This window comes from Streptomyces sp. JH14, assembly GCF_029428675.1.
Classification (GTDB): Bacteria; Actinomycetota; Actinomycetes; order Streptomycetales; family Streptomycetaceae; genus Streptomyces.
The window spans coordinates 2,071,213-2,088,533 of sequence record NZ_JAJNEL010000001.1 but is presented as its reverse complement, the minus strand read 5'-3'; the positions used below and the strand labels follow the sequence as shown (position 1 = coordinate 2,088,533).

The 17,321-nt window shown below is 69.4% G+C and carries 19 protein-coding genes; 12 read left to right on the top strand and 7 right to left on the bottom strand.

What is annotated here, in order from left to right; translation table 11 throughout:
* Positions 1 to 46 precede the first annotated feature (46 nt).
* The 6 genes from LRD69_RS09485 to era all read left to right on the top strand — a co-directional run bounded on the left by LRD69_RS09485 (position 47) and on the right by era (position 4,925).
* Complete coding sequence (locus LRD69_RS09485; protein ID WP_277326117.1) at positions 47 to 1,063, top strand: PhoH family protein; 1,017 nt, start codon at positions 47 to 49, stop codon at positions 1,061 to 1,063.
* A gap of 12 nt (positions 1,064 to 1,075) precedes the next feature.
* Entirely contained in the window at positions 1,076 to 1,573 is a 498-nt protein-coding gene (ybeY, locus tag LRD69_RS09480; RefSeq protein ID WP_277326116.1) for an rRNA maturation RNase YbeY, read from the top strand.
* Positions 1,570 to 2,880 (top strand): hemolysin family protein, encoded by a 1,311-nt coding sequence (locus LRD69_RS09475; RefSeq protein WP_277326115.1) that lies wholly within the window; start codon positions 1,570 to 1,572, stop codon positions 2,878 to 2,880. The genes ybeY and LRD69_RS09475 overlap by 4 nt, the downstream gene beginning before the upstream one ends.
* Positions 2,877 to 3,230, top strand: coding sequence for an MmcQ/YjbR family DNA-binding protein (locus LRD69_RS09470; protein ID WP_277326114.1), 354 nt, complete (start codon positions 2,877 to 2,879; stop codon positions 3,228 to 3,230). Before LRD69_RS09475 ends, LRD69_RS09470 begins: the two co-directional genes overlap by 4 nt.
* 220 nt (positions 3,231 to 3,450) lie before the next feature.
* The gene (locus tag LRD69_RS09465; RefSeq protein ID WP_277326113.1) at positions 3,451 to 3,804 is read left to right on the top strand and encodes a cytidine deaminase; all 354 of its coding nucleotides are present in this window, start codon (positions 3,451 to 3,453) and stop codon (positions 3,802 to 3,804) included.
* A 146-nt stretch (positions 3,805 to 3,950) separates the two neighbouring features.
* On the top strand, positions 3,951 to 4,925 hold the full coding sequence (gene era / locus LRD69_RS09460) for a GTPase Era (protein ID WP_277326112.1): 975 nt from the start codon (positions 3,951 to 3,953) through the stop codon (positions 4,923 to 4,925).
* A 168-nt stretch (positions 4,926 to 5,093) separates the two neighbouring features.
* On the opposite strand, the gene LRD69_RS09455 is transcribed toward era, so the two are convergent.
* Positions 5,094 to 5,360: a protealysin inhibitor emfourin gene (locus LRD69_RS09455; RefSeq protein ID WP_277326111.1), complete on the bottom strand. Its 267-nt coding sequence runs from the start codon at positions 5,358 to 5,360 to the stop codon at positions 5,094 to 5,096.
* A gap of 51 nt (positions 5,361 to 5,411) precedes the next feature.
* Positions 5,412 to 6,485 (bottom strand): M4 family metallopeptidase, encoded by a 1,074-nt coding sequence (locus tag LRD69_RS09450; RefSeq protein WP_277326110.1) that lies wholly within the window; start codon positions 6,483 to 6,485, stop codon positions 5,412 to 5,414.
* Between the two features lie 293 nt (positions 6,486 to 6,778).
* Here LRD69_RS09450 and leuA point away from each other — a divergent pair, with 293 nt between their 5' ends.
* The 4 genes from leuA (at position 6,779) to LRD69_RS09430 (ending at position 11,506) form a co-directional block, all read left to right on the top strand.
* The gene (leuA, locus tag LRD69_RS09445) at positions 6,779 to 8,566 is read left to right on the top strand and encodes a 2-isopropylmalate synthase (protein WP_277326109.1); all 1,788 of its coding nucleotides are present in this window, start codon (positions 6,779 to 6,781) and stop codon (positions 8,564 to 8,566) included.
* Positions 8,567 to 8,747: 181 nt separating this feature from the next.
* Complete coding sequence (locus tag LRD69_RS09440; RefSeq protein WP_277326108.1) at positions 8,748 to 9,452, top strand: TerB family tellurite resistance protein; 705 nt, start codon at positions 8,748 to 8,750, stop codon at positions 9,450 to 9,452.
* Between the two features lie 400 nt (positions 9,453 to 9,852).
* A complete protein-coding gene (gene recO / locus LRD69_RS09435) occupies positions 9,853 to 10,599 on the top strand; it encodes a DNA repair protein RecO (RefSeq protein ID WP_277326107.1) in 747 nt (248 codons plus the stop codon).
* Between the two features lie 79 nt (positions 10,600 to 10,678).
* Positions 10,679 to 11,506, top strand: a complete 828-nt coding sequence (locus tag LRD69_RS09430; RefSeq protein ID WP_277326106.1) for an isoprenyl transferase — start codon at positions 10,679 to 10,681, stop codon at positions 11,504 to 11,506.
* 85 nt (positions 11,507 to 11,591) lie between these two features.
* On the opposite strand, the gene LRD69_RS09425 is transcribed toward LRD69_RS09430, so the two are convergent.
* The 4 genes from LRD69_RS09425 to LRD69_RS09410 all read right to left on the bottom strand — a co-directional run bounded on the left by LRD69_RS09425 (position 11,592) and on the right by LRD69_RS09410 (position 14,792).
* The gene (locus LRD69_RS09425) at positions 11,592 to 12,026 is read right to left on the bottom strand and encodes a transcriptional repressor (RefSeq protein WP_277326105.1); all 435 of its coding nucleotides are present in this window, start codon (positions 12,024 to 12,026) and stop codon (positions 11,592 to 11,594) included.
* 65 nt (positions 12,027 to 12,091) lie between these two features.
* Positions 12,092 to 13,021 carry a metal ABC transporter permease gene (locus LRD69_RS09420; RefSeq protein ID WP_277329680.1) on the bottom strand — a complete coding sequence of 310 codons (930 nt, stop codon included), beginning with the start codon at positions 13,019 to 13,021 and terminating at the stop codon, positions 12,092 to 12,094.
* Positions 13,018 to 13,800 (bottom strand): metal ABC transporter ATP-binding protein, encoded by a 783-nt coding sequence (locus LRD69_RS09415; protein WP_277326104.1) that lies wholly within the window; start codon positions 13,798 to 13,800, stop codon positions 13,018 to 13,020. The genes LRD69_RS09420 and LRD69_RS09415 overlap by 4 nt, the downstream gene beginning before the upstream one ends.
* 38 nt (positions 13,801 to 13,838) lie before the next feature.
* Positions 13,839 to 14,792: a metal ABC transporter substrate-binding protein gene (locus LRD69_RS09410; protein ID WP_277326103.1), complete on the bottom strand. Its 954-nt coding sequence runs from the start codon at positions 14,790 to 14,792 to the stop codon at positions 13,839 to 13,841.
* A gap of 155 nt (positions 14,793 to 14,947) precedes the next feature.
* On the opposite strand from LRD69_RS09410, the gene LRD69_RS09405 reads away from it, so the two are divergent.
* On the top strand, positions 14,948 to 16,330 hold the full coding sequence (locus tag LRD69_RS09405) for a glycine--tRNA ligase (RefSeq protein ID WP_277326102.1): 1,383 nt from the start codon (positions 14,948 to 14,950) through the stop codon (positions 16,328 to 16,330).
* Positions 16,331 to 16,432: 102 nt separating this feature from the next.
* Complete coding sequence (locus LRD69_RS09400) at positions 16,433 to 16,636, top strand: hypothetical protein (protein ID WP_030921017.1); 204 nt, start codon at positions 16,433 to 16,435, stop codon at positions 16,634 to 16,636.
* Positions 16,637 to 16,712: 76 nt separating this feature from the next.
* Here the strand turns inward: LRD69_RS09400 and LRD69_RS09395 are convergent, their stop codons facing one another.
* The gene (locus LRD69_RS09395) at positions 16,713 to 17,297 is read right to left on the bottom strand and encodes a TetR family transcriptional regulator (protein ID WP_277326101.1); all 585 of its coding nucleotides are present in this window, start codon (positions 17,295 to 17,297) and stop codon (positions 16,713 to 16,715) included.
* Positions 17,298 to 17,321 lie beyond the last annotated feature (24 nt).

Sequence of the window (17,321 nt, the reverse complement as noted above, 5' to 3'; positions counted from 1 at the left end):
CGAGAACCCTGCAACGGGAGGTATGTGCAGGCCTGAGGGCCGGCCCATGACTCAGACACCCACACAGCCGCAGGCCAGTGCCCAGATCAGGATCCCTGCCGCGCACCCCATGGTGATGCTCCTGGGATCGGGCGACTCGCTACTGCGCGTGATCGAAACGGCGTTCCCGGCGGCCGATATCCATGTCCGGGGCAACGAGATCAGGGCTACGGGCGCCGCAGCCGATGTCGCCCTGATCCAGCGTTTGTTCGACGAGATGATGCTCGTGCTCCGCACCGGGCAGCCGATGACGGAGGACGCAGTGGAACGCTCGATCGCCATGCTCCGGGCGAGCGGCAATGGTCAGGGGGAGCCCCAGGGCGAGACACCCGCCGAGGTGCTCACCCAGAACATCCTCTCCAGCCGCGGCCGCACGATCCGCCCCAAGACGCTCAACCAGAAGCGGTACGTCGACGCCATCGACAAGCACACGATCGTCTTCGGCATCGGACCCGCGGGCACCGGCAAGACGTATCTCGCCATGGCGAAGGCGGTCCAGGCCCTGCAGTCCAAGCAGGTCAACCGCATCATCCTGACCAGGCCCGCCGTCGAGGCCGGCGAGCGACTCGGCTTCCTGCCCGGCACGCTCTTCGACAAGATCGACCCGTACCTGCGGCCGCTCTACGACGCGCTGCACGACATGCTCGACCCCGACTCGATCCCGCGGCTGATGGCGGCGGGCACGATCGAGGTGGCGCCGCTGGCCTATATGCGTGGCCGCACGCTCAATGACGCGTTCATCATCCTCGACGAGGCGCAGAACACCAGCGCCGAGCAGATGAAGATGTTCCTGACCCGCCTCGGCTTCGACTCGAAGATCGTCGTCACCGGTGACGTCACCCAGGTCGACCTGCCGAACGGGACGCGGAGCGGTCTGCGTCAGGTCCAGGACATCCTCGAGGGCGTCCAGGACGTGCACTTCTCCCGGCTCACCTCCCAGGATGTCGTCCGGCACAAGCTGGTCGGCCGTATCGTCGACGCATACGAGAAGTACGACAACCGAGACAGCCACAACGGGAAGTAGTCGCAGCGCACCATGTCGATCGACGTCAACAACGAGTCCGGAACCGAGGTCGACGAGCAGGCGATCCTCGACATCGCCCGCTATGCGCTCGCGCGGATGCGGATCCACCCGCTCTCCGAACTCTCGGTGATCGTGGTGGACGCCGACGCCATGGAGCAGCTCCACGTCCAGTGGATGGACCTGCCGGGTCCCACGGACGTCATGTCCTTCCCGATGGACGAGCTGCGTCCGCCGGCCAAGGACGACGAGGAGCCCCCGCAGGGGCTCCTCGGCGACATCGTGCTCTGCCCGGAGGTGGCGAAGAAGCAGGGCGAGGACGCGCCGACGCAGCACTCCATGGACGAGGAGCTCCAGCTCCTCGCCGTCCACGGCGTGCTGCACCTGCTGGGGTACGACCACGAGGAGCCGGACGAGAAGGCCGAGATGTTCGGCCTCCAGGCGGCGATCGTCGACGGCTGGCGCGCCGAACACGGCCTGACCGGTCCGTCGCCCGCCCCGACCGTGTCGTGAGCGTCCCCCTCATCACCGGAGCCGGCCTGCTGATCGTCGTCGGCTGGCTCGCGGCGTGCGCCGAGGCGGGCATCGCCCGGACGTCGAGCTTCCGGGCCGCCGAGGCGGTCCGGTCCGGGCGCCGTGGCAGCGACAAGCTGGAGCAGGTCGCGGCGGACCCGACCCGCTATCTCAACGTCGCGCTGCTGGTGCGGGTCGCCTGCGAGATGGCGGCGGGGGTGCTCGTCACGTACGCCTGCCTGCAGGAGTTCCGGGAGACCTGGGAGGCGCTGGCCGTCGCGATGGGCGTGATGGTCCTCGTCTCGTACGTCGCCATCGGGGTCTCGCCGAGGACCATCGGCCGGCAGCACCCGCTGAACACGGCGACGGCGGCGGCGTACGTGCTCCTGCCGCTGGCCAGGATCATGGGCCCGATCCCGCAGCTGCTGATCCTGCTGGGCAACGCGCTCACACCCGGCAAGGGGTTCCGCAAGGGCCCGTTCGCGAGCGAGGCCGAACTGCGGGCGATGGTCGACCTCGCCGAGCAGGAGTCGCTGATCGAGGACGATGAACGGCGCATGGTGCACTCCGTCTTCGAGCTCGGCGACACGCTCGTACGCGAGGTGATGGTGCCGCGGACGGACCTGGTCTGCATCGAGCGGTACAAGACGATCCGGCAGGCGCTGACCCTGGCTCTGCGCTCGGGGTTCTCGCGGATCCCGGTCACCGGGGAGAACGAGGACGACATCGTGGGGATCGTCTACCTCAAGGACCTCGTCCGCAAGACGCACATCAACCGGGAGTCGGAAGCGGATCTGGTGTCCACGGCGATGCGTCCGGCGGCGTTCGTGCCGGACACGAAGAACGCCGGGGATCTGCTGCGCGAGATGCAGCAGGACCGAAGCCATGTCGCCGTCGTCATCGACGAGTACGGCGGTACGGCGGGGATCGTCACGATCGAGGACATCCTGGAGGAGATCGTCGGTGAGATCACCGACGAGTACGACCGTGAACTCCCGCCCGTCCAGGAGCTGGAGAACGGCTGCTTCCGGGTGACCGCCCGACTCGACATCGGCGACCTCGGGGAGCTGTTCGGCCTCGACGAGTACGACGACGAGGACGTGGAAACGGTCGGCGGGCTGCTCGCGAAGGCGCTGGGCCGGGTACCGATCGCCGGGGCGTCATCGGTCGTGGACCTTCCCGACGGGCGCCGGCTGAGGCTGACCGCGGAGTCTCCGGCGGGACGTCGGAACAAGATCGTCACGGTGCTGGTGGAGCCGGAGGAACCGCAGGAGCCCCAGGGGCCGGAAGGGGCGAGGACGGAGTGACTCCCCAGGAGCTGAGGGCGTTCTGTCTGGACTTCAACGCGAGCGTCGAGGAGTTTCCGTTCGGACCGGAGACCTCGGTGTTCAAGGTGCTCGGCAAGATGTTCGCCCTGAGCACGCTGGACGCGCGGCCGCTGACGGTCAATCTGAAGTGCGATCCGGATGACGCGGTGCGGTTGCGGGAGGAGTACGCGGCGATCGTGCCGGGCTGGCACATGAACAAGCGGCACTGGAACACGGTGACGGTGTCCGGGGTGCCGGGGCGGGTGCTGCGGGAGCTGATCGAGGACTCGTACGACCTGGTGGTGGCGGGGTTGCCGCGGGCCGAGCGGCTGCGGCTGGACCGGGGGTAGTTCCCCTGCCCGCACCCTCCGGCACCGGGGCCGGGCCCCGTGCCCGTGGTCCTCACACGCCGGGCGGGCCGGATTCTCGTGGACTCCTCCCCGGACCCCGGGGCTCGAACGCCGGGCGGGCCGGGACAGGGCCCCGGTCGGCGGGTGCCGGGCCGGCTGCGTCAGGATCGGGGGGCCGCCCGCGTGCCTTTCCCGTCCGGCCGGTTCGTATGCTCGGCACATGACTGAGAGCACCGACCTCGGCCCCGAGGACCGCAAGATCGTCACTCTGGCGCGCAGCGCCCGCGCCCGCAACGGTGTACCGGAGGGTGCGGCCGTGCGGGACGAGACCGGACGTACGTATGTCGCGGGCACCGTTCAGCTGGAGTCGCTGAAGCTCAGCGCCCTGCAGACCGCCGTTGCGATGGCGGTGGCCAGCGGTGCCACGTCTCTGGAAGCGGCGGCGATCGTCTCCGAGGCCGAGGCCCCGTCGGATGCGGACCGGGCGGCGGTACGGGACCTGGGCGGCCCGGCCACCCCGGTGCTGCTGGCCGGGCCGGACGGTGTGCTGCGGGTCAGCGTGACGGCCGGCTGACATCGGGCGGGAGGGCGAAGCCCCTCCCGCGCAGCGTCCACATCCGTGGACCGGTGCCCGCCGAGCCGTGTCCGTACGGCCCGGGACGACGCCCGGCGAGCGGTCAGGCGGCCCACTGTGCGGCGGGACCCCCGGGATCGGGGACAATGGGCGCCATGAGCGCTCGACCGAACCCAGAAGCTGCTGCGCAGCAGGCTGAGAACAACGCCCCCCACCGGGCCGGCTTCGCCTGCTTCGTGGGCCGCCCCAACGCGGGCAAGTCCACCCTTACGAACGCTCTGGTCGGTCAGAAGGTGGCAATCACCTCCAACCGGCCCCAGACCACCCGGCACACGGTGCGTGGCATCGTGCACCGCGAAGACGCGCAGCTGATCCTGGTCGACACCCCAGGTCTCCACAAGCCGCGCACCCTGCTGGGCGAGCGGCTCAACGACGTGGTCCGCACCACCTGGGCCGAGGTCGACGTCATCGGCTTCTGCCTGCCCGCCGACCAGAAGCTCGGTCCCGGCGACAAGTTCATCGCCAAGGAACTCGCGGGCATCAAGAAGACCCCGAAGATCGCGATCATCACCAAGACCGACCTGGTCGACTCGAAGCAGCTCGCCGAACAGCTGCTCGCCGTCTCCCGCCTCGGCGAGGAGCTCGGCCTCGTGTGGGCCGAGATCATTCCGGTCTCCGCCGTGAAGGACAAGCAGGTCGATCTGCTGGCCGATCTGATCGCCCCGCTGCTGCCCGAGAGCCCGCCGCTCTACCCGGAGGGCGACCTCACCGACGAGCCCGAGATGGTCATGGTCGCGGAGCTGATCCGTGAGGCCGCGCTCGAGGGCGTACGCGACGAGCTGCCGCACTCCATCGCGGTCGTCGTCGAGGAGATGCTGCCGCGCGAGGACCGGCCCGCGGACAAGCCGCTGCTCGACATCCACGCGAACGTCTACATCGAGCGGCCCAGCCAGAAGGGCATCATCATCGGCCCGAAGGGCCAGCGGCTGAAGGAGGTCGGCACGAAGTCGCGCAAGCACATCGAGGCGCTGCTCGGTACGCCGGTCTTCCTGGACCTGCATGTGAAGGTCGCCAAGGACTGGCAGCGCGACCCCAAGCAGCTGCGCAAGCTCGGGTTCTGAGAGCCGCCCCGTCCGGTGACCGGAGGCCGGCGCAGCTGCCCGAAGCCGCTGAGGCCTCCTGGGGCCGAAGGGCGTGAGGGCGGCCGTGGGGATGGGTCCGGAGCAGCTGCGCACGCTCGGGACCCGGTCGGTCCGGACGCCGCCGGCCCGTTCAGCCGCGCACCCGTCTCACGCGCCCTCCTTGAGGACGCGTGAGATCAGGGCGCGCTGGGCGTCGGTCAGGTGCGGATCCGCGCAGTGGACCGTGCGGTCACCGACCGTGATCCGGTACTGGAAGCCGTCAGGCACCCCGGTCGGCGCGCCGGCCCGGCCGTCCGCGAGCGCCGCCTGGGCCAGGGCCTCCCACTCGGCCGCGTCGGCCCGGCCCGCGGTGTCGACCTCGCAGTGGCGTGCGATGCCGGCGAATCCGCCGGTGCGACGTACCTGGATCCGCATGGTTCCTCCTCCGCCGGGGGTACGCAGCCTATGGCCGGGGCCGCAAGAGGCCTACGCGGACGGCACGCCGACCTCCGACCATGCCTTCCGGACCGCTTCCCGTTCGTCGCCCTCGCCGTAGCGGTCCCGGGCCGCCTCGACCGTCAGGCGGGCGAAGTCCGAGAAGTCCGCGTCCGCGGCCAGCCTGCCGCCCGTGAGTACGTCGAACCAGAGCTGGCCCGCCCGCTCCCACGCGTTGCCGCCGAGCGCCGTGGCCAGCAGGCAGAAGGCGCGGTTCGGGATGCCGGAGTTGAGGTGTACACCGCCGTTGTCCTCGGTGGTGTGGATGTAGTCCTCCATCGACGCGGGCTGCGGGTCCTTGCCGAGCACATCGTCGTCGTACGCCGTTCCCGGTGCCCTCATCGAGCGCAGCGCCTCGCCCTGTACCCGGGGGGCCAGCAGTCCGGCGCCGATCAGCCAGTCGGCCTGGTCGGCGGTCTGGCCCAGCGAATACTGCTTGACCAGGGAGCCGAAGACGTCCGACATGGACTCGTTGAGCGCGCCGGACTGGCCGAAGTAGCTCAGGTTGGCCGTGTACTGGGTCAGTCCGTGTGTCAGTTCGTGGGCGATCACGTCGATGGCGACGGTGAAGTCGAGAAAGATCTCGCCGTCCCCGTCGCCGAAGACCATCTGCTGGCCGTCGAAGAAGGCGTTGTTGTACTTCTCGTCGTAGTGCACGGAGCCGATGAGCGGCAGTCCGTTGCCGTCGATCGAACGGCGGTCGTATGCCTTGAGCAGCAGTTCGAAGGTGGCACCGAGCCCCGCGTACGCGCGGTTGACGCTGGCGTCCTGCGTCGGCTGCTCTCCCTCGGAGCGGACCTTGAAGCCCGGCAGCTGCGTGCCGTGCCGGCAGTCGTACAGCGTGCGCTCGGGCTTGTCGGACTCCGCCCCCACGGGCACGGTGCGCACGGACGGGACGAGGGTGGTCATCTGGCGGCGCGTGCGCCGCGCGGCGTCGCCCTCCAGTGTGCGGCGGGCCGGACCGGCGAGATCGGGGTCGTCGGACTGCGCCAGCTTGTCGAGAACATGGGGCGGCACGATCGTGCAGAAGACGGGACGGAACCCGTGCTGAGGTCGAGGCTGCATGGGTTCGACTGTGGCATTGCGTCACCGTCGTGTCACTGGCTGACAGCAGGATTGATGAAATGGAGTGATTGATCACTCTTTACCCGTTACCGGTCTTCGGTCCCGCATACTGATACGGACCGACGTCCCAGGCGCCTCTCGGTTAGTCTCGGCGCATCATGCGTTTCGGGCTGCTTCTTCTTAGCTGCCGCGGCGAGGGCCTGTAGTCGTAGGCCGACCCCCTCCCCGCGGAGTCTGGCGTTGCAGCGACACAGTCGGCCGTCCCGTTGCTGGACCCCGAGGAGCCCTACGTCATGACCGCCGTGAATCCCGCTCGGATCGCCGCTGAGAACTCCGTCGGCCGCCCCACGCCGATCACCAACGCCACTGCGATGCAGAAGCCGTCCGGGATGCCGATCCACAAGTACGGCCGCTACGAGGCCGTCGAGATCCCCGACCGCACCTGGCCGGACAACCGGATCACCGTGGCGCCGCGCTGGCTGTCCACCGATCTGCGCGACGGCAACCAGGCACTGATCGACCCGATGTCGCCGGCCCGCAAGCGCGAGATGTTCGACCTGCTGGTACGCATGGGCTACAAGGAGATCGAGGTCGGTTTCCCGTCCTCCGGCGAGACCGACTTCGCGTTCGTCCGCTCCATCATCGAAGAGGGCGCGATCCCCGAGGACGTGACGATCTCCGTCCTCACCCAGGCCCGCGAGGAACTGATCGAGCGGACCGTCGAGTCGCTGCGCGGCGCACACCGCGCCACCGTGCACCTGTACAACGCCACCGCCCCCACCTTCCGCCGCGTGGTCTTCCGCGGTTCGCGGGAGGAGGTCAAGCAGATCGCGGTGGACGGCACCCGCCTGGTGATGGAGTACGCGGAGAAGATCCTGGGCGACGAGACGATCTTCGGCTACCAGTACAGCCCGGAGATCTTCACCGACACGGAGCTGGACTTCGCCCTGGAGGTCTGCGAGGCCGTCTGTGACGTCTGGCAGCCCGAGGAGGGCCGCGAGATCATCCTCAACCTGCCCGCCACCGTGGAGCGTTCGACGCCGTCCACGCACGCGGACCGGTTCGAGTGGATGTCGCGCAACCTGTCGCGCCGCGAGTACGTCTGCCTGTCGGTCCACCCGCACAACGACCGTGGCACCGCCGTCGCCGCCGCGGAACTGGCCATCATGGCCGGCGCGGACCGGATCGAGGGCTGCCTGTTCGGCCAGGGCGAGCGCACCGGCAACGTCGACCTGGTGACGCTGGGCATGAACCTGTTCTCGCAGGGCGTCGACCCGCAGATCGACTTCTCGCAGATCGACGAGATCCGTCGCACCAGCGAGTACTGCAACCAGATGGAGGTCCACCCGCGCCACCCCTACGCGGGCGACCTGGTCTACACCGCCTTCTCCGGCTCCCACCAGGACGCCATCAAGAAGGGCTTCGACGCCATGGAGGCCGACGCGGCCGCCCAGGGCAAGACCGTCGACGAGATCGAGTGGGCGGTGCCGTACCTGCCGATCGACCCGAAGGACGTCGGCCGCTCGTACGAGGCCGTCATCCGGGTCAACTCGCAGTCCGGCAAGGGCGGAATCGCCTACGTCCTGAAGAACGACCACAAGCTGGACCTGCCGCGCCGGATGCAGATCGAGTTCTCCCGGATCATTCAGGCCAAGACCGATGCCGAGGGCGGCGAGGTCACGCCGACGCAGATCTGGTCCACGTTCCAGGACGAGTACCTGCCCAACCCGGAGAACGCCTGGGGCCGCGTGCAGATCCGCTCCGGTCAGACGACGACCGGTTCCGACGGCCGGGACACGATCACCGTCGACGCGACCGTGGACGGCGCGGACACCGTGCTGACCGGTTCCGGCAACGGCCCGATCTCCGCGTTCTTCGAAGCGCTGCAGGCCATCGGCATCGACGTCCGTCTGCTGGACTACACCGAGCACACGATGAGCGAGGGTGCCAGCGCCCAGGCCGCCTCGTACATCGAGTGCGCGATCGACGGAAAGGTCCTGTGGGGCATCGGCATCGACGCCAACACCACCCGGGCCTCGCTGAAGGCGGTCGTCTCCGCGGTCAACCGCGCGACCCGCTGACCGGACGCCCGTCAGGGCGCAGTGTCACATGATCGACGAACCCCGTCCCCCGGCTCATGGGGGGCGGGGTTCGGCCATCTCCGGGCGGTTGTGACGATCGAGGTGCTGACGTGACATCACGACTGTGGTTAACATCACGTCAACACGGCAATGTTGCCGGAGCGTTACGGAGGTGTACGACGTGCGGTCAGCCCTGGGACAACGCGCCACAAAGCTGCGTATCTGCGGCATCCGCACTGTCTGGGACACCGTCGCCGACGGCGAGTTCTTCTGCCCCGGCTGCGGCGGCGACCGCAATTACCGCCGTCTCACCGGCCGTCGCCGCTTCGCCGTGCTCGGCGTGCCGGTGCTGCGCCGCGGCACCGTGGGGCCCGTCGTCGAATGTGCCGCCTGCCGGACCCACTTCGACACCGACGCGCTCGACCACCCCACCACCACCCGCTTCTCGGCGATGCTCCGGGACGCCGTCCACACCGTCACCCTCGGCGTCCTCGCCGCGGGCGGCGCCACCTCGCGCACGGTGCTGGAGACCGCGGTGGCCACCGTGCGCGGCGCCGGGTTCGACGACTGCACGGAGGACCAGCTCTCCACCGTCGTCGAGGTCCTCGCTGCCGACATCGGGCACGGCTCCGCCTTCGACGCCGCGGCCGAGGCGTGCGGTGCCGCGCTCGCCATCGAACTCCACGAGGCGCTGGAACCCCTCGCCCCGCATCTGGCGCCTACCGGACGCGAGTCGATCCTGCTGCAGGGCGCCAGGATCGCGCTCGCCGACGGGCCGTACAGCCAGGCGGAGCGCGAGGTGCTGACCACGGTCGGTGCGGCGCTCCAGCTCTGCGCGGACGACACGGCCCGGCTGCTCGCCGAGGCGGCGCGCATGCCGTCCTGAGCGACTGTTCGCGGACGCCCGGCGTGCCGGTGTGAGCGGCTGCTCCCCGTGACCCCGGCGCCCGCGATGAGGGCCGTGACGCACAGCGTCGGCACACAGCCGTGACCGGGCGGTCCCAGGCGCGTGCTGCCCCCGGGCGGCCGGACAGGAGGGCTGCACGGCCCCGCCGGCAGCCATAGCCCGCTCCCGGGTCCGGGAGACGGTCCGGACCGCCCTGCGCCGCCCCGCAGCGGCGTCACGGGCCGGCGCGGGATCAGGGGCGAGCCGGGTGCCCGGGACCGGGTGCGGCCGGTCATCGTGGCGTACGGGCCGGGGCTCGCGGTACCGGCGGGCGGAAGCCGAACCGGACGGTCTTCGGGGGCGGGCCCGCCGCGGTGGCTGCGTACAGGAGAATGGACGCATGAGCTTGTTCCGGGACGACGGCGTGGTGCTGCGCACGCAGAAACTGGGCGAGGCCGACAGGATCATCACGATCCTGACCCGCGGCCACGGCCGGGTGCGGGCCGTCGCACGCGGTGTGCGGCGCACGAAGTCGAAGTTCGGCGCCCGCCTCGAACCGTTCTCCCATGTGGACGTGCAGTTCTTCGCCCGCGGCAGCGAGCTGATCGGCCGCGGTCTGCCGCTCTGCACCCAGAGCGAGACGATCGCGCCGTACGGCGGCGGCATCGTCGCCGACTACGCCCGGTACACCGCGGGCACCGCGATGCTGGAGACCGCCGAGCGCTTCACCGACCATGAGGGCGAGCCCGCGGTCCAGCAGTATCTGCTGCTCGTCGGCGGGCTGCGCACCCTGGCCCGCGGGGAGCACGCGCCGCACCTGATCCTCGACGCCTTTCTGCTGCGTTCCCTCGCCGTCAACGGCTACGCACCCAGTTTCAAGGACTGCGCGAAGTGCGGAATGCCCGGACCGAACCGTTTCTTCTCCATGGCGGCGGGCGGCGTCATATGCGGCGACTGCCGGGTGCCCGGCAGCGTCGTACCCTCGGCTGAGGCCGTCGGCCTGCTGAGCGCGCTGCTCACCGGTGACTGGGAGACGGCGGACGCGTGCGAGGCACGGCATGTCAGGGAGGCGAGCGGGCTGGTGTCCGCCTATCTGCACTGGCATCTGGAGCGCGGACTGCGCTCGCTGCGATACGTGGAGAAGTGACAACGGCACGGCGCAGGCTCGCTCAGCACACAGGCACCACACGCACAGGCACAGCACGCACAGGGAGACGAGACAGCTCATGGCAGTACGCGGGATCCTCGGTGGCCGTAACCGGCGCGACTACAAGACCCCCGAGCCGCACCCGTCCGGTGCCACGCCGCCGAAGATCCCCGGCGAGCTGGTGCCCAAGCACGTCGCCGTCGTGATGGACGGCAACGGCCGCTGGGCCAAGGAGCGCGGCCTCCCGCGCACCGAGGGCCACAAGGTCGGCGAGGGCGTCGTCATGGACGTGCTCAAGGGCTGCATCGAAATGGGAGTCAAGAACCTCTCGCTGTACGCCTTCTCGACCGAGAACTGGAAGCGCTCGCCGGAAGAAGTGAAGTTCCTGATGAACTTCAACCGGGACGTCATCCGCCGCCGCCGTGACGAGATGGACGAACTGGGCATCCGCATCCGCTGGGTGGGCCGGATGCCGAAGCTGTGGAAGTCCGTCGTGCAGGAGCTCCAGGTCGCCCAGGAGCAGACGAAGGACAACGACAAGATGACGCTGTACTTCTGCGTCAACTACGGCGGCCGGGCCGAGATCGCCGACGCGGCGCAGCGCATCGCCGAGGACGTCGCGGCCGGAAAGCTGGACCCCGCGAAGGTCAACGAGAAGACCTTCGCGAAGTACATCTACTACCCGGACATGCCCGACGTCGACCTCTTCGTCCGCCCCAGCGGCGAACAGCGCACGTCCAACTACCTGATCTGGCAGAGCGCGTACGCGGAGATGGTCTTCCAGGACGTGCTGTGGCCGGACTTCGACCGCCGCGATCTGTGGCGGGCCTGCCTGGAGTACGCCCAGCGCGACCGGCGGTTCGGCGGCGCGGTGGAAGCGACGGGAAACACGGAACCGACGGCCTGATCCGCCGGTGACCTCACGGCTTCTCGATGCCGGTTCCGGGCCACCGGCGTCGAGGAGCGGGGCCGGCGGCGGAGCCCGCGGAGGGTCAGCCCGTCGCCGTCGCGCACTCCGCGCACGTACCGAAGATCTCGACCGTGTGCGCCACATTCACGAAGCCGTGCTGGGAGGCGATCGTCGTCGCCCACTGCTCCACGGCCGGGCCCTCGACCTCGACGGCCTTGCCGCACACCCGGCACACCAGATGGTGGTGGTGCTCGCCGGTCGAGCAGCGCCGGTACACGGACTCCCCGTCGGTGGTGCGCAGGACGTCGACCTCGCCCGCGTCGGCGAGTGACTGCAGGGTGCGGTAGACGGTCGTCAGCCCGACCGAGTCACCGCGGTGCTTGAGTACGTCGTGCAGCTCCTGGGCGCTCCGGAACTCGTCCACCTCGTCGAGCGCCGCCGCCACCGCAGCGCGCTGCCGGGTCGACCGGCCGCGTACCGGGGATGCGTTCGTTCCATTGATCGGCGCCGTCGCCACAGGTGCCTCCTCATGTCGCCCGTCCATGTGTCGCGCCATTGTGCCAGCCCGCCCCGGTGCCGGGGTCAAACCCGGACCTCATCGGTGGCCGGGTGGGCAGCGGGTGCCTCCGGCGTCGTCGCTTCCGGGACCGCCCCTTCCAGGGTGCACTGCGCCGATCCCGATGCGCCCCGGCGTGCGCGGCGTGCGGCCAGCGGTGTGGCGAGCAGGGTCAGGGCCACGAAGACGCCGATGGCCAGCAGCACGATCGTCGCGCCGGGCGGCACGTCCTGGTAGTACGAGGTGACGGTGCCGGCCAGGGTCACCGCCGTACCGATGACGACGGACAGCACGAACGTCACCTTGAAGGACTTCGAGATCTGCTGCGCGGCCGCGACCGGCACCACCATCAATGCGCTGACCAGCAGCAGACCGACGACGCGCATGGCGACGGTGACGGTGACCGCCGCCGTGACCGCGATCAGCAGGTTCAGTGCGCGCACCGGCAGTCCGGTGACCCGGGCGAACTCCTCGTCCTGGCTGACCGCGAACAGCTGCCGCCGCAGCCCCAGGGTCACCAGCAGCACGAAGGCGGCCAGCACGCAGATCGCGGTGATGTCCTCGGACGAGACCGTGGACAGCGAGCCGAAGAGGTACGAGGTGAGGTTGGCGTTGGAGCCGGTGTCGGAGAGGTTGATCAGCAGCACACCGCCCGCCATACCGCCGTAGAACAGCATGGCCAGCGCGATGTCGCCGCGGGTGCGCCCGTACCAGCGGACCAGTTCCATGATCACCGAACCCACGACGGCGACGGCCGTGGCCATCCAGACGGGGCTGGTGGACAGCAGGAAGCCGAGGCCGACACCGGTCATCGCGATATGGCCGATTCCGTCACCCATCAGGGCCTGGCGGCGCTGCACGAGGTAGATGCCGACGGCGGGGGCGATGACGCCGACGAGTACGGCGGCGAGCAGGGCCCGCTGCATGAAGGGGGGCTCGAGGAATTCCGTCATCAGGTCAGCAGTCCCGTCCGTGCGGGCTCGGAAGCCGCGTGGGGGTGTACGTGGTCGTGGCCGGGCAGCGCGTGCTGGCCCAGGGCCTTCGGGGGAGGTCCGTCATGCATCACGCAGCCGTCACGGAGCACGATCGCACGGTCGATGAGGGGCTCCAGGGGGCCCAGCTCGTGCAGCACGAGCAGCACGGTGGTGCCGGAGGCGACCTGCTCGCGCAGCGTCTCGGCGAGGATCTCCTGGCTGGCCAGGTCGACGCCCGCCATGGGCTCGTCCATGATCAGCAGCTCGGGTTCGGCGGCGAGTGCCCGGGCGATGAGCACGCGCTGGTGCTGGCCGCCGGAGAGGGCGCTCACCGAGTCCTTGGCCCGGTCGGTGAGGCCGACGAGCGCGATGGCCCGGTCGACGGCGTCCCGGTCCGCCCTGCGCAGCAGACCCAGCCTCGTACGGGACAGCCGCCCGGCGGAGACGACCTCGCGGATCGTGGCGGGCACTCCGCTCGCCGCCGTGGTGCGCTGCGGTACGTAGCCGATCCGCGCCCATTGGCGGAAGCGGCGCAGCGGGGTGCCGAACAGCTCGACCGAGCCGTCGGTGAGCGGGACCTGGCCGATGACGGACCGGACGGCGGTCGACTTGCCGGAGCCGTTGGCGCCGAGCAGCGCGACGACCTCACCGCTGTGCACGGTGAGGTCTATGCCGCGCAGTACGGGGCGCGCGCCGAGCGTGGCCGTGGCTCCGCGCAGGGTGATCACGGGGTCGGGCTTGGTGCTCCGGGGCTCGGGCATGAGCGCCTCCGATGCTGCTGTGGCGAGTGTTGCGTGGGTCACTTCGCGCCGAGCGCCTTCTGGAGCGCGGCGAGGTTGGACTGCATGACCTCGATGTAGTCAGCGCCCTTGGACTTGGCGGTGATTCCCTCGAGGGGGTCGAGGACGTCGGTCCTCAGCCCGGTGTCCGCGGCGACGGTCTTCGCGGTCTTGTCGCTCGCGAGCGTCTCGAAGAAGACGGTGGTGGCGTGGTTCTTCTCCGCGATGGTGTGGATCTCGTTGATCCGGGCGGGGCTGGGCTCGGCCTCGGGGTCGATGCCGGCGATGCCCTCCTGGATGAGCCCGTAGCGCTCGGCGAGGTATCCGAAGGCGGAGTGGGTGGTGAGGAACGTCTTGGTGGCGGTGTCGCTCAGGCCCTTGCGGTACGACGTGTTCAGCGCGTCGAGCTTCTTGACCAGGGCGTCCGTGTTGTTGCGGTAGTCCGCGGCGTGGTTCGGGTCGGCCTTCTCCAGGGACTTTCCGACGCCCTTGGCGACCTCGGCGTACTTCACCGGGTCCAGCCAGATGTGCGGGTCGGCCCCGGCCCCCTCGCCCTTGTGCACATGACCGTGCTCGTCGCCGCCGGTTTCGGTGCCGTGGTCCTCCAGCGTGGTGAGCGTCGCCGCGTCGACGGTGTTCCTGACACCGGACTGCGCGATCGCGTCGTCGACGGCGGGCTGGATACCCTTGAGATAGAGGACGTAGTCCGCGTCGCTGAGGCCGCCGATCTGCCGCGGGCTGAGTTCCAGATCGTGCGGCTCGACACCCGGCTTGGTCAGCGTGGTGACCGAGACATGGGCCCCGCCGATCTCCTCGGCAAGGAACTGCATGGGATAGAACGACGCCACCACATCCAGTTTGTCGCCGTTCTTGCCGTCGGCGGCGTTGGAGGCAGAGCAGGCGGACAGCGCGGTGAGACCGAGGGCGACTGCTCCGGCGACTGCGGCGGTGGGTATGAGACGGCGTACGTTCATGACAGTCATTTTCAACAAAAATGGAAACGATTGTCAACAAGCCTGATGGGATGCCCCGCGGACCAACTGTCCGCCCACCGATTTGATCCAAGGGGCGTGCCCGCCGGTAATCTGAAGCATTCGCCGTTCGTCGTCGTCGTAATGAAGAGAGCACCGTGGCCGCCGACAAGATCGACTCCATCGTCAGCCTCAGCAAGCGCCGTGGCTTCGTATTCCCCTGCAGCGAGATCTACGGTGGCCAGAAGGCCGCCTGGGACTATGGGCCGCTGGGCGTGGAGATGAAGGAGAACCTCAAGCGCCAGTGGTGGCGCTACATGGTCACCGCGCGCGAGGACGTGGTCGGTCTCGACTCGTCGGTCATCCTGGCCCCCGAGGTGTGGGTCGCCTCCGGCCACGTCGCCACGTTCACCGATCCGCTGACCGAGTGCACCTCCTGCCACAAGCGCTTCCGCGCGGACCACCTGGAGGAGGCGTACGAGGAGAAGCACGGCAAGCCGCCGGTCAACGGCCTCGCCGACCTCAACTGCCCCAACTGCGGCAACAAGGGCACCTTCACCGAGCCCAAGCAGTTCTCGGGTCTGCTCTCCACGCACCTCGGCCCGACCCAGGACTCCGGCTCGGTCGCCTACCTGCGCCCCGAGACCGCGCAGGGCATCTTCACCAACTTCGGTCAGGTCCAGCAGACCTCGCGCAAGAAGCCGCCGTTCGGCATCGCGCAGATGGGCAAGTCCTTCCGGAACGAGATCACTCCGGGCAACTTCATCTTCCGCACCCGCGAGTTCGAGCAGATGGAGATGGAGTTCTTCGTCAAGCCGGGCGAGGACGAGCAGTGGCACGAGTACTGGATGGAGCAGCGCTGGAACTGGTACACGGACCTGGGCATGCGCGAGGAGAACATGCGGTGGTACGAGCACCCGAAGGAGAAGCTCTCCCACTACGCCAAGCGCACCGCTGACATCGAGTACCGCTTCCGCTTCGGCGGCAGCGAGTGGGGCGAGCTGGAGGGCGTCGCCAACCGCACGGACTACGACCTCAAGGCCCACTCCGCCGCTTCCGGCACGGACCTGTCGTTCTTCGACCAGGAGGCCGGCGAGCGCTGGACTCCGTACGTCATCGAGCCCGCGGCCGGTGTCGGCCGCTCGATGCTCGCCTTCCTCCTCGACGCCTACATCGAGGACGAGGCGCCCAACGCCAAGGGCGTCATGGAGAAGCGCACCGTGATGCGCCTCGACCCGCGCCTCGCGCCGGTCAAGGTCGCGGTGCTGCCGCTCTCCCGCAACCCGCAGCTGTCGCCGAAGGCCAAGGGCCTCGCCACCGACCTGCGGAAGAACTGGAACATCGAGTTCGACGACGCGGGCGCCATCGGCCGCCGCTACCGTCGTCAGGACGAGATCGGTACGCCGTTCTGCGTCACCGTCGACTTCGACACCCTCGACGACAACGCGGTGACGGTGCGCGAGCGCGACTCCATGAAGCAGGAGCGCGTCTCGCTGGACCAGATCCAGGCGTATCTCGGCGCCCGGCTGCTGGGCTGCTGACGCATCACGGTTCCACGGCGAAGCCCCCGGTTCCTTGCACGGAACCGGGGGCTTCGTTGCACACTGGGCGCACACGCGACCATGCGTCTACAGGAGGCCCGGATGCCGTCCATGACCACCAGCAAGGTCAGCAGATGGGATCAGCACGGCCGTGAACACGTCGTCCACGTACGGAAGTCGGGCATTCAGCGGCAACTGAGCTGCGACACCTGCGACTGGCGCAAGGGTGTGCAGTTCCTGCCCTGGCTCAAGGCCGAGGAACACCTCGCCGAGGCCCACCAGGCCACGGTCGACCCGACCGCCTGACGGGCCGACTGGCCGGCGGCTGCCCGCCCGCGCGAAGGGTGCCCGGACACCCCCAAGGCGGTCTGCGCGCCGGGTGCTACGCGCGCAGGCCGCGCAGCAGCAGGTCCGAGACGGCGGTGAACTCGGCGCCGATGGTGGCGTTCTGCCACTCTGCGGCGTACGCCGGGTCGTGGAAACGTGCCGTCGCGTCGAAGACCGCCTGCGCGGTGACCGCCGGATCGTCCACCGCGAACTGCCCGCTGCGCACGCCTTCCTCGACGATCTCCCGCAGCTGGCCGACCAGTTCACGGACGTGCGCCTCGACGACCGTGCTCTCACCCATCAGCACGATGTAGGTGGCGAACAGCTCGGGGTCGTCGCCGGCCTTGTGGCGCTTGGCCTCGAACAGCGCCTCCAGCCAGTGCTGCAGCTTGGTCGGGGCGGGGTCCTCCGAAGCGTTGATGATCTCCGTGAGGGCCACCTCGGTCCGGGTCAGCCAGCGGCCGGTCACCGCCTCGCGCAGCGCCGCCTTCGTGCGGAAGTGGCGGTAGACGCTGCCGTGGCTGACGCCGAGCGCGCGGGCCACGTCGACCACCGTCGCCTTGGCGGGGCCGTAGCGGCGCAGCACGTCCTCGGTGGCTTCGAGGATGCGCTCGGGGGTCAGCGGGTCGGCTGGCGTCATGGTGTCTCTGCTGCCTTTCGGGGG

Coding starts and splice junctions, on each gene's coding strand:
- recO (WP_277326107.1), top strand. CDS start 9,853: ATGAGCTTGTTCCGGGACGACGGCGTGGTGCTGCGCACGCAGAAACTG.
- LRD69_RS09455 (WP_277326111.1), bottom strand. CDS start 5,360: ATGCGGATCCAGGTACGTCGCACCGGCGGATTCGCCGGCATCGCACGC.
- LRD69_RS09485 (WP_277326117.1), top strand. CDS start 47: ATGACTCAGACACCCACACAGCCGCAGGCCAGTGCCCAGATCAGGATC.
- LRD69_RS09465 (WP_277326113.1), top strand. CDS start 3,451: ATGACTGAGAGCACCGACCTCGGCCCCGAGGACCGCAAGATCGTCACT.
- LRD69_RS09450 (WP_277326110.1), bottom strand. CDS start 6,485: ATGCAGCCTCGACCTCAGCACGGGTTCCGTCCCGTCTTCTGCACGATC.
- ybeY (WP_277326116.1), top strand. CDS start 1,076: ATGTCGATCGACGTCAACAACGAGTCCGGAACCGAGGTCGACGAGCAG.
- LRD69_RS09395 (WP_277326101.1), bottom strand. CDS start 17,297: ATGACGCCAGCCGACCCGCTGACCCCCGAGCGCATCCTCGAAGCCACC.
- LRD69_RS09430 (WP_277326106.1), top strand. CDS start 10,679: ATGGCAGTACGCGGGATCCTCGGTGGCCGTAACCGGCGCGACTACAAG.
- era (WP_277326112.1), top strand. CDS start 3,951: ATGGGCGCCATGAGCGCTCGACCGAACCCAGAAGCTGCTGCGCAGCAG.
- LRD69_RS09400 (WP_030921017.1), top strand. CDS start 16,433: ATGCCGTCCATGACCACCAGCAAGGTCAGCAGATGGGATCAGCACGGC.
- LRD69_RS09415 (WP_277326104.1), bottom strand. CDS start 13,800: ATGCCCGAGCCCCGGAGCACCAAGCCCGACCCCGTGATCACCCTGCGC.
- leuA (WP_277326109.1), top strand. CDS start 6,779: ATGACCGCCGTGAATCCCGCTCGGATCGCCGCTGAGAACTCCGTCGGC.
- LRD69_RS09410 (WP_277326103.1), bottom strand. CDS start 14,792: ATGAACGTACGCCGTCTCATACCCACCGCCGCAGTCGCCGGAGCAGTC.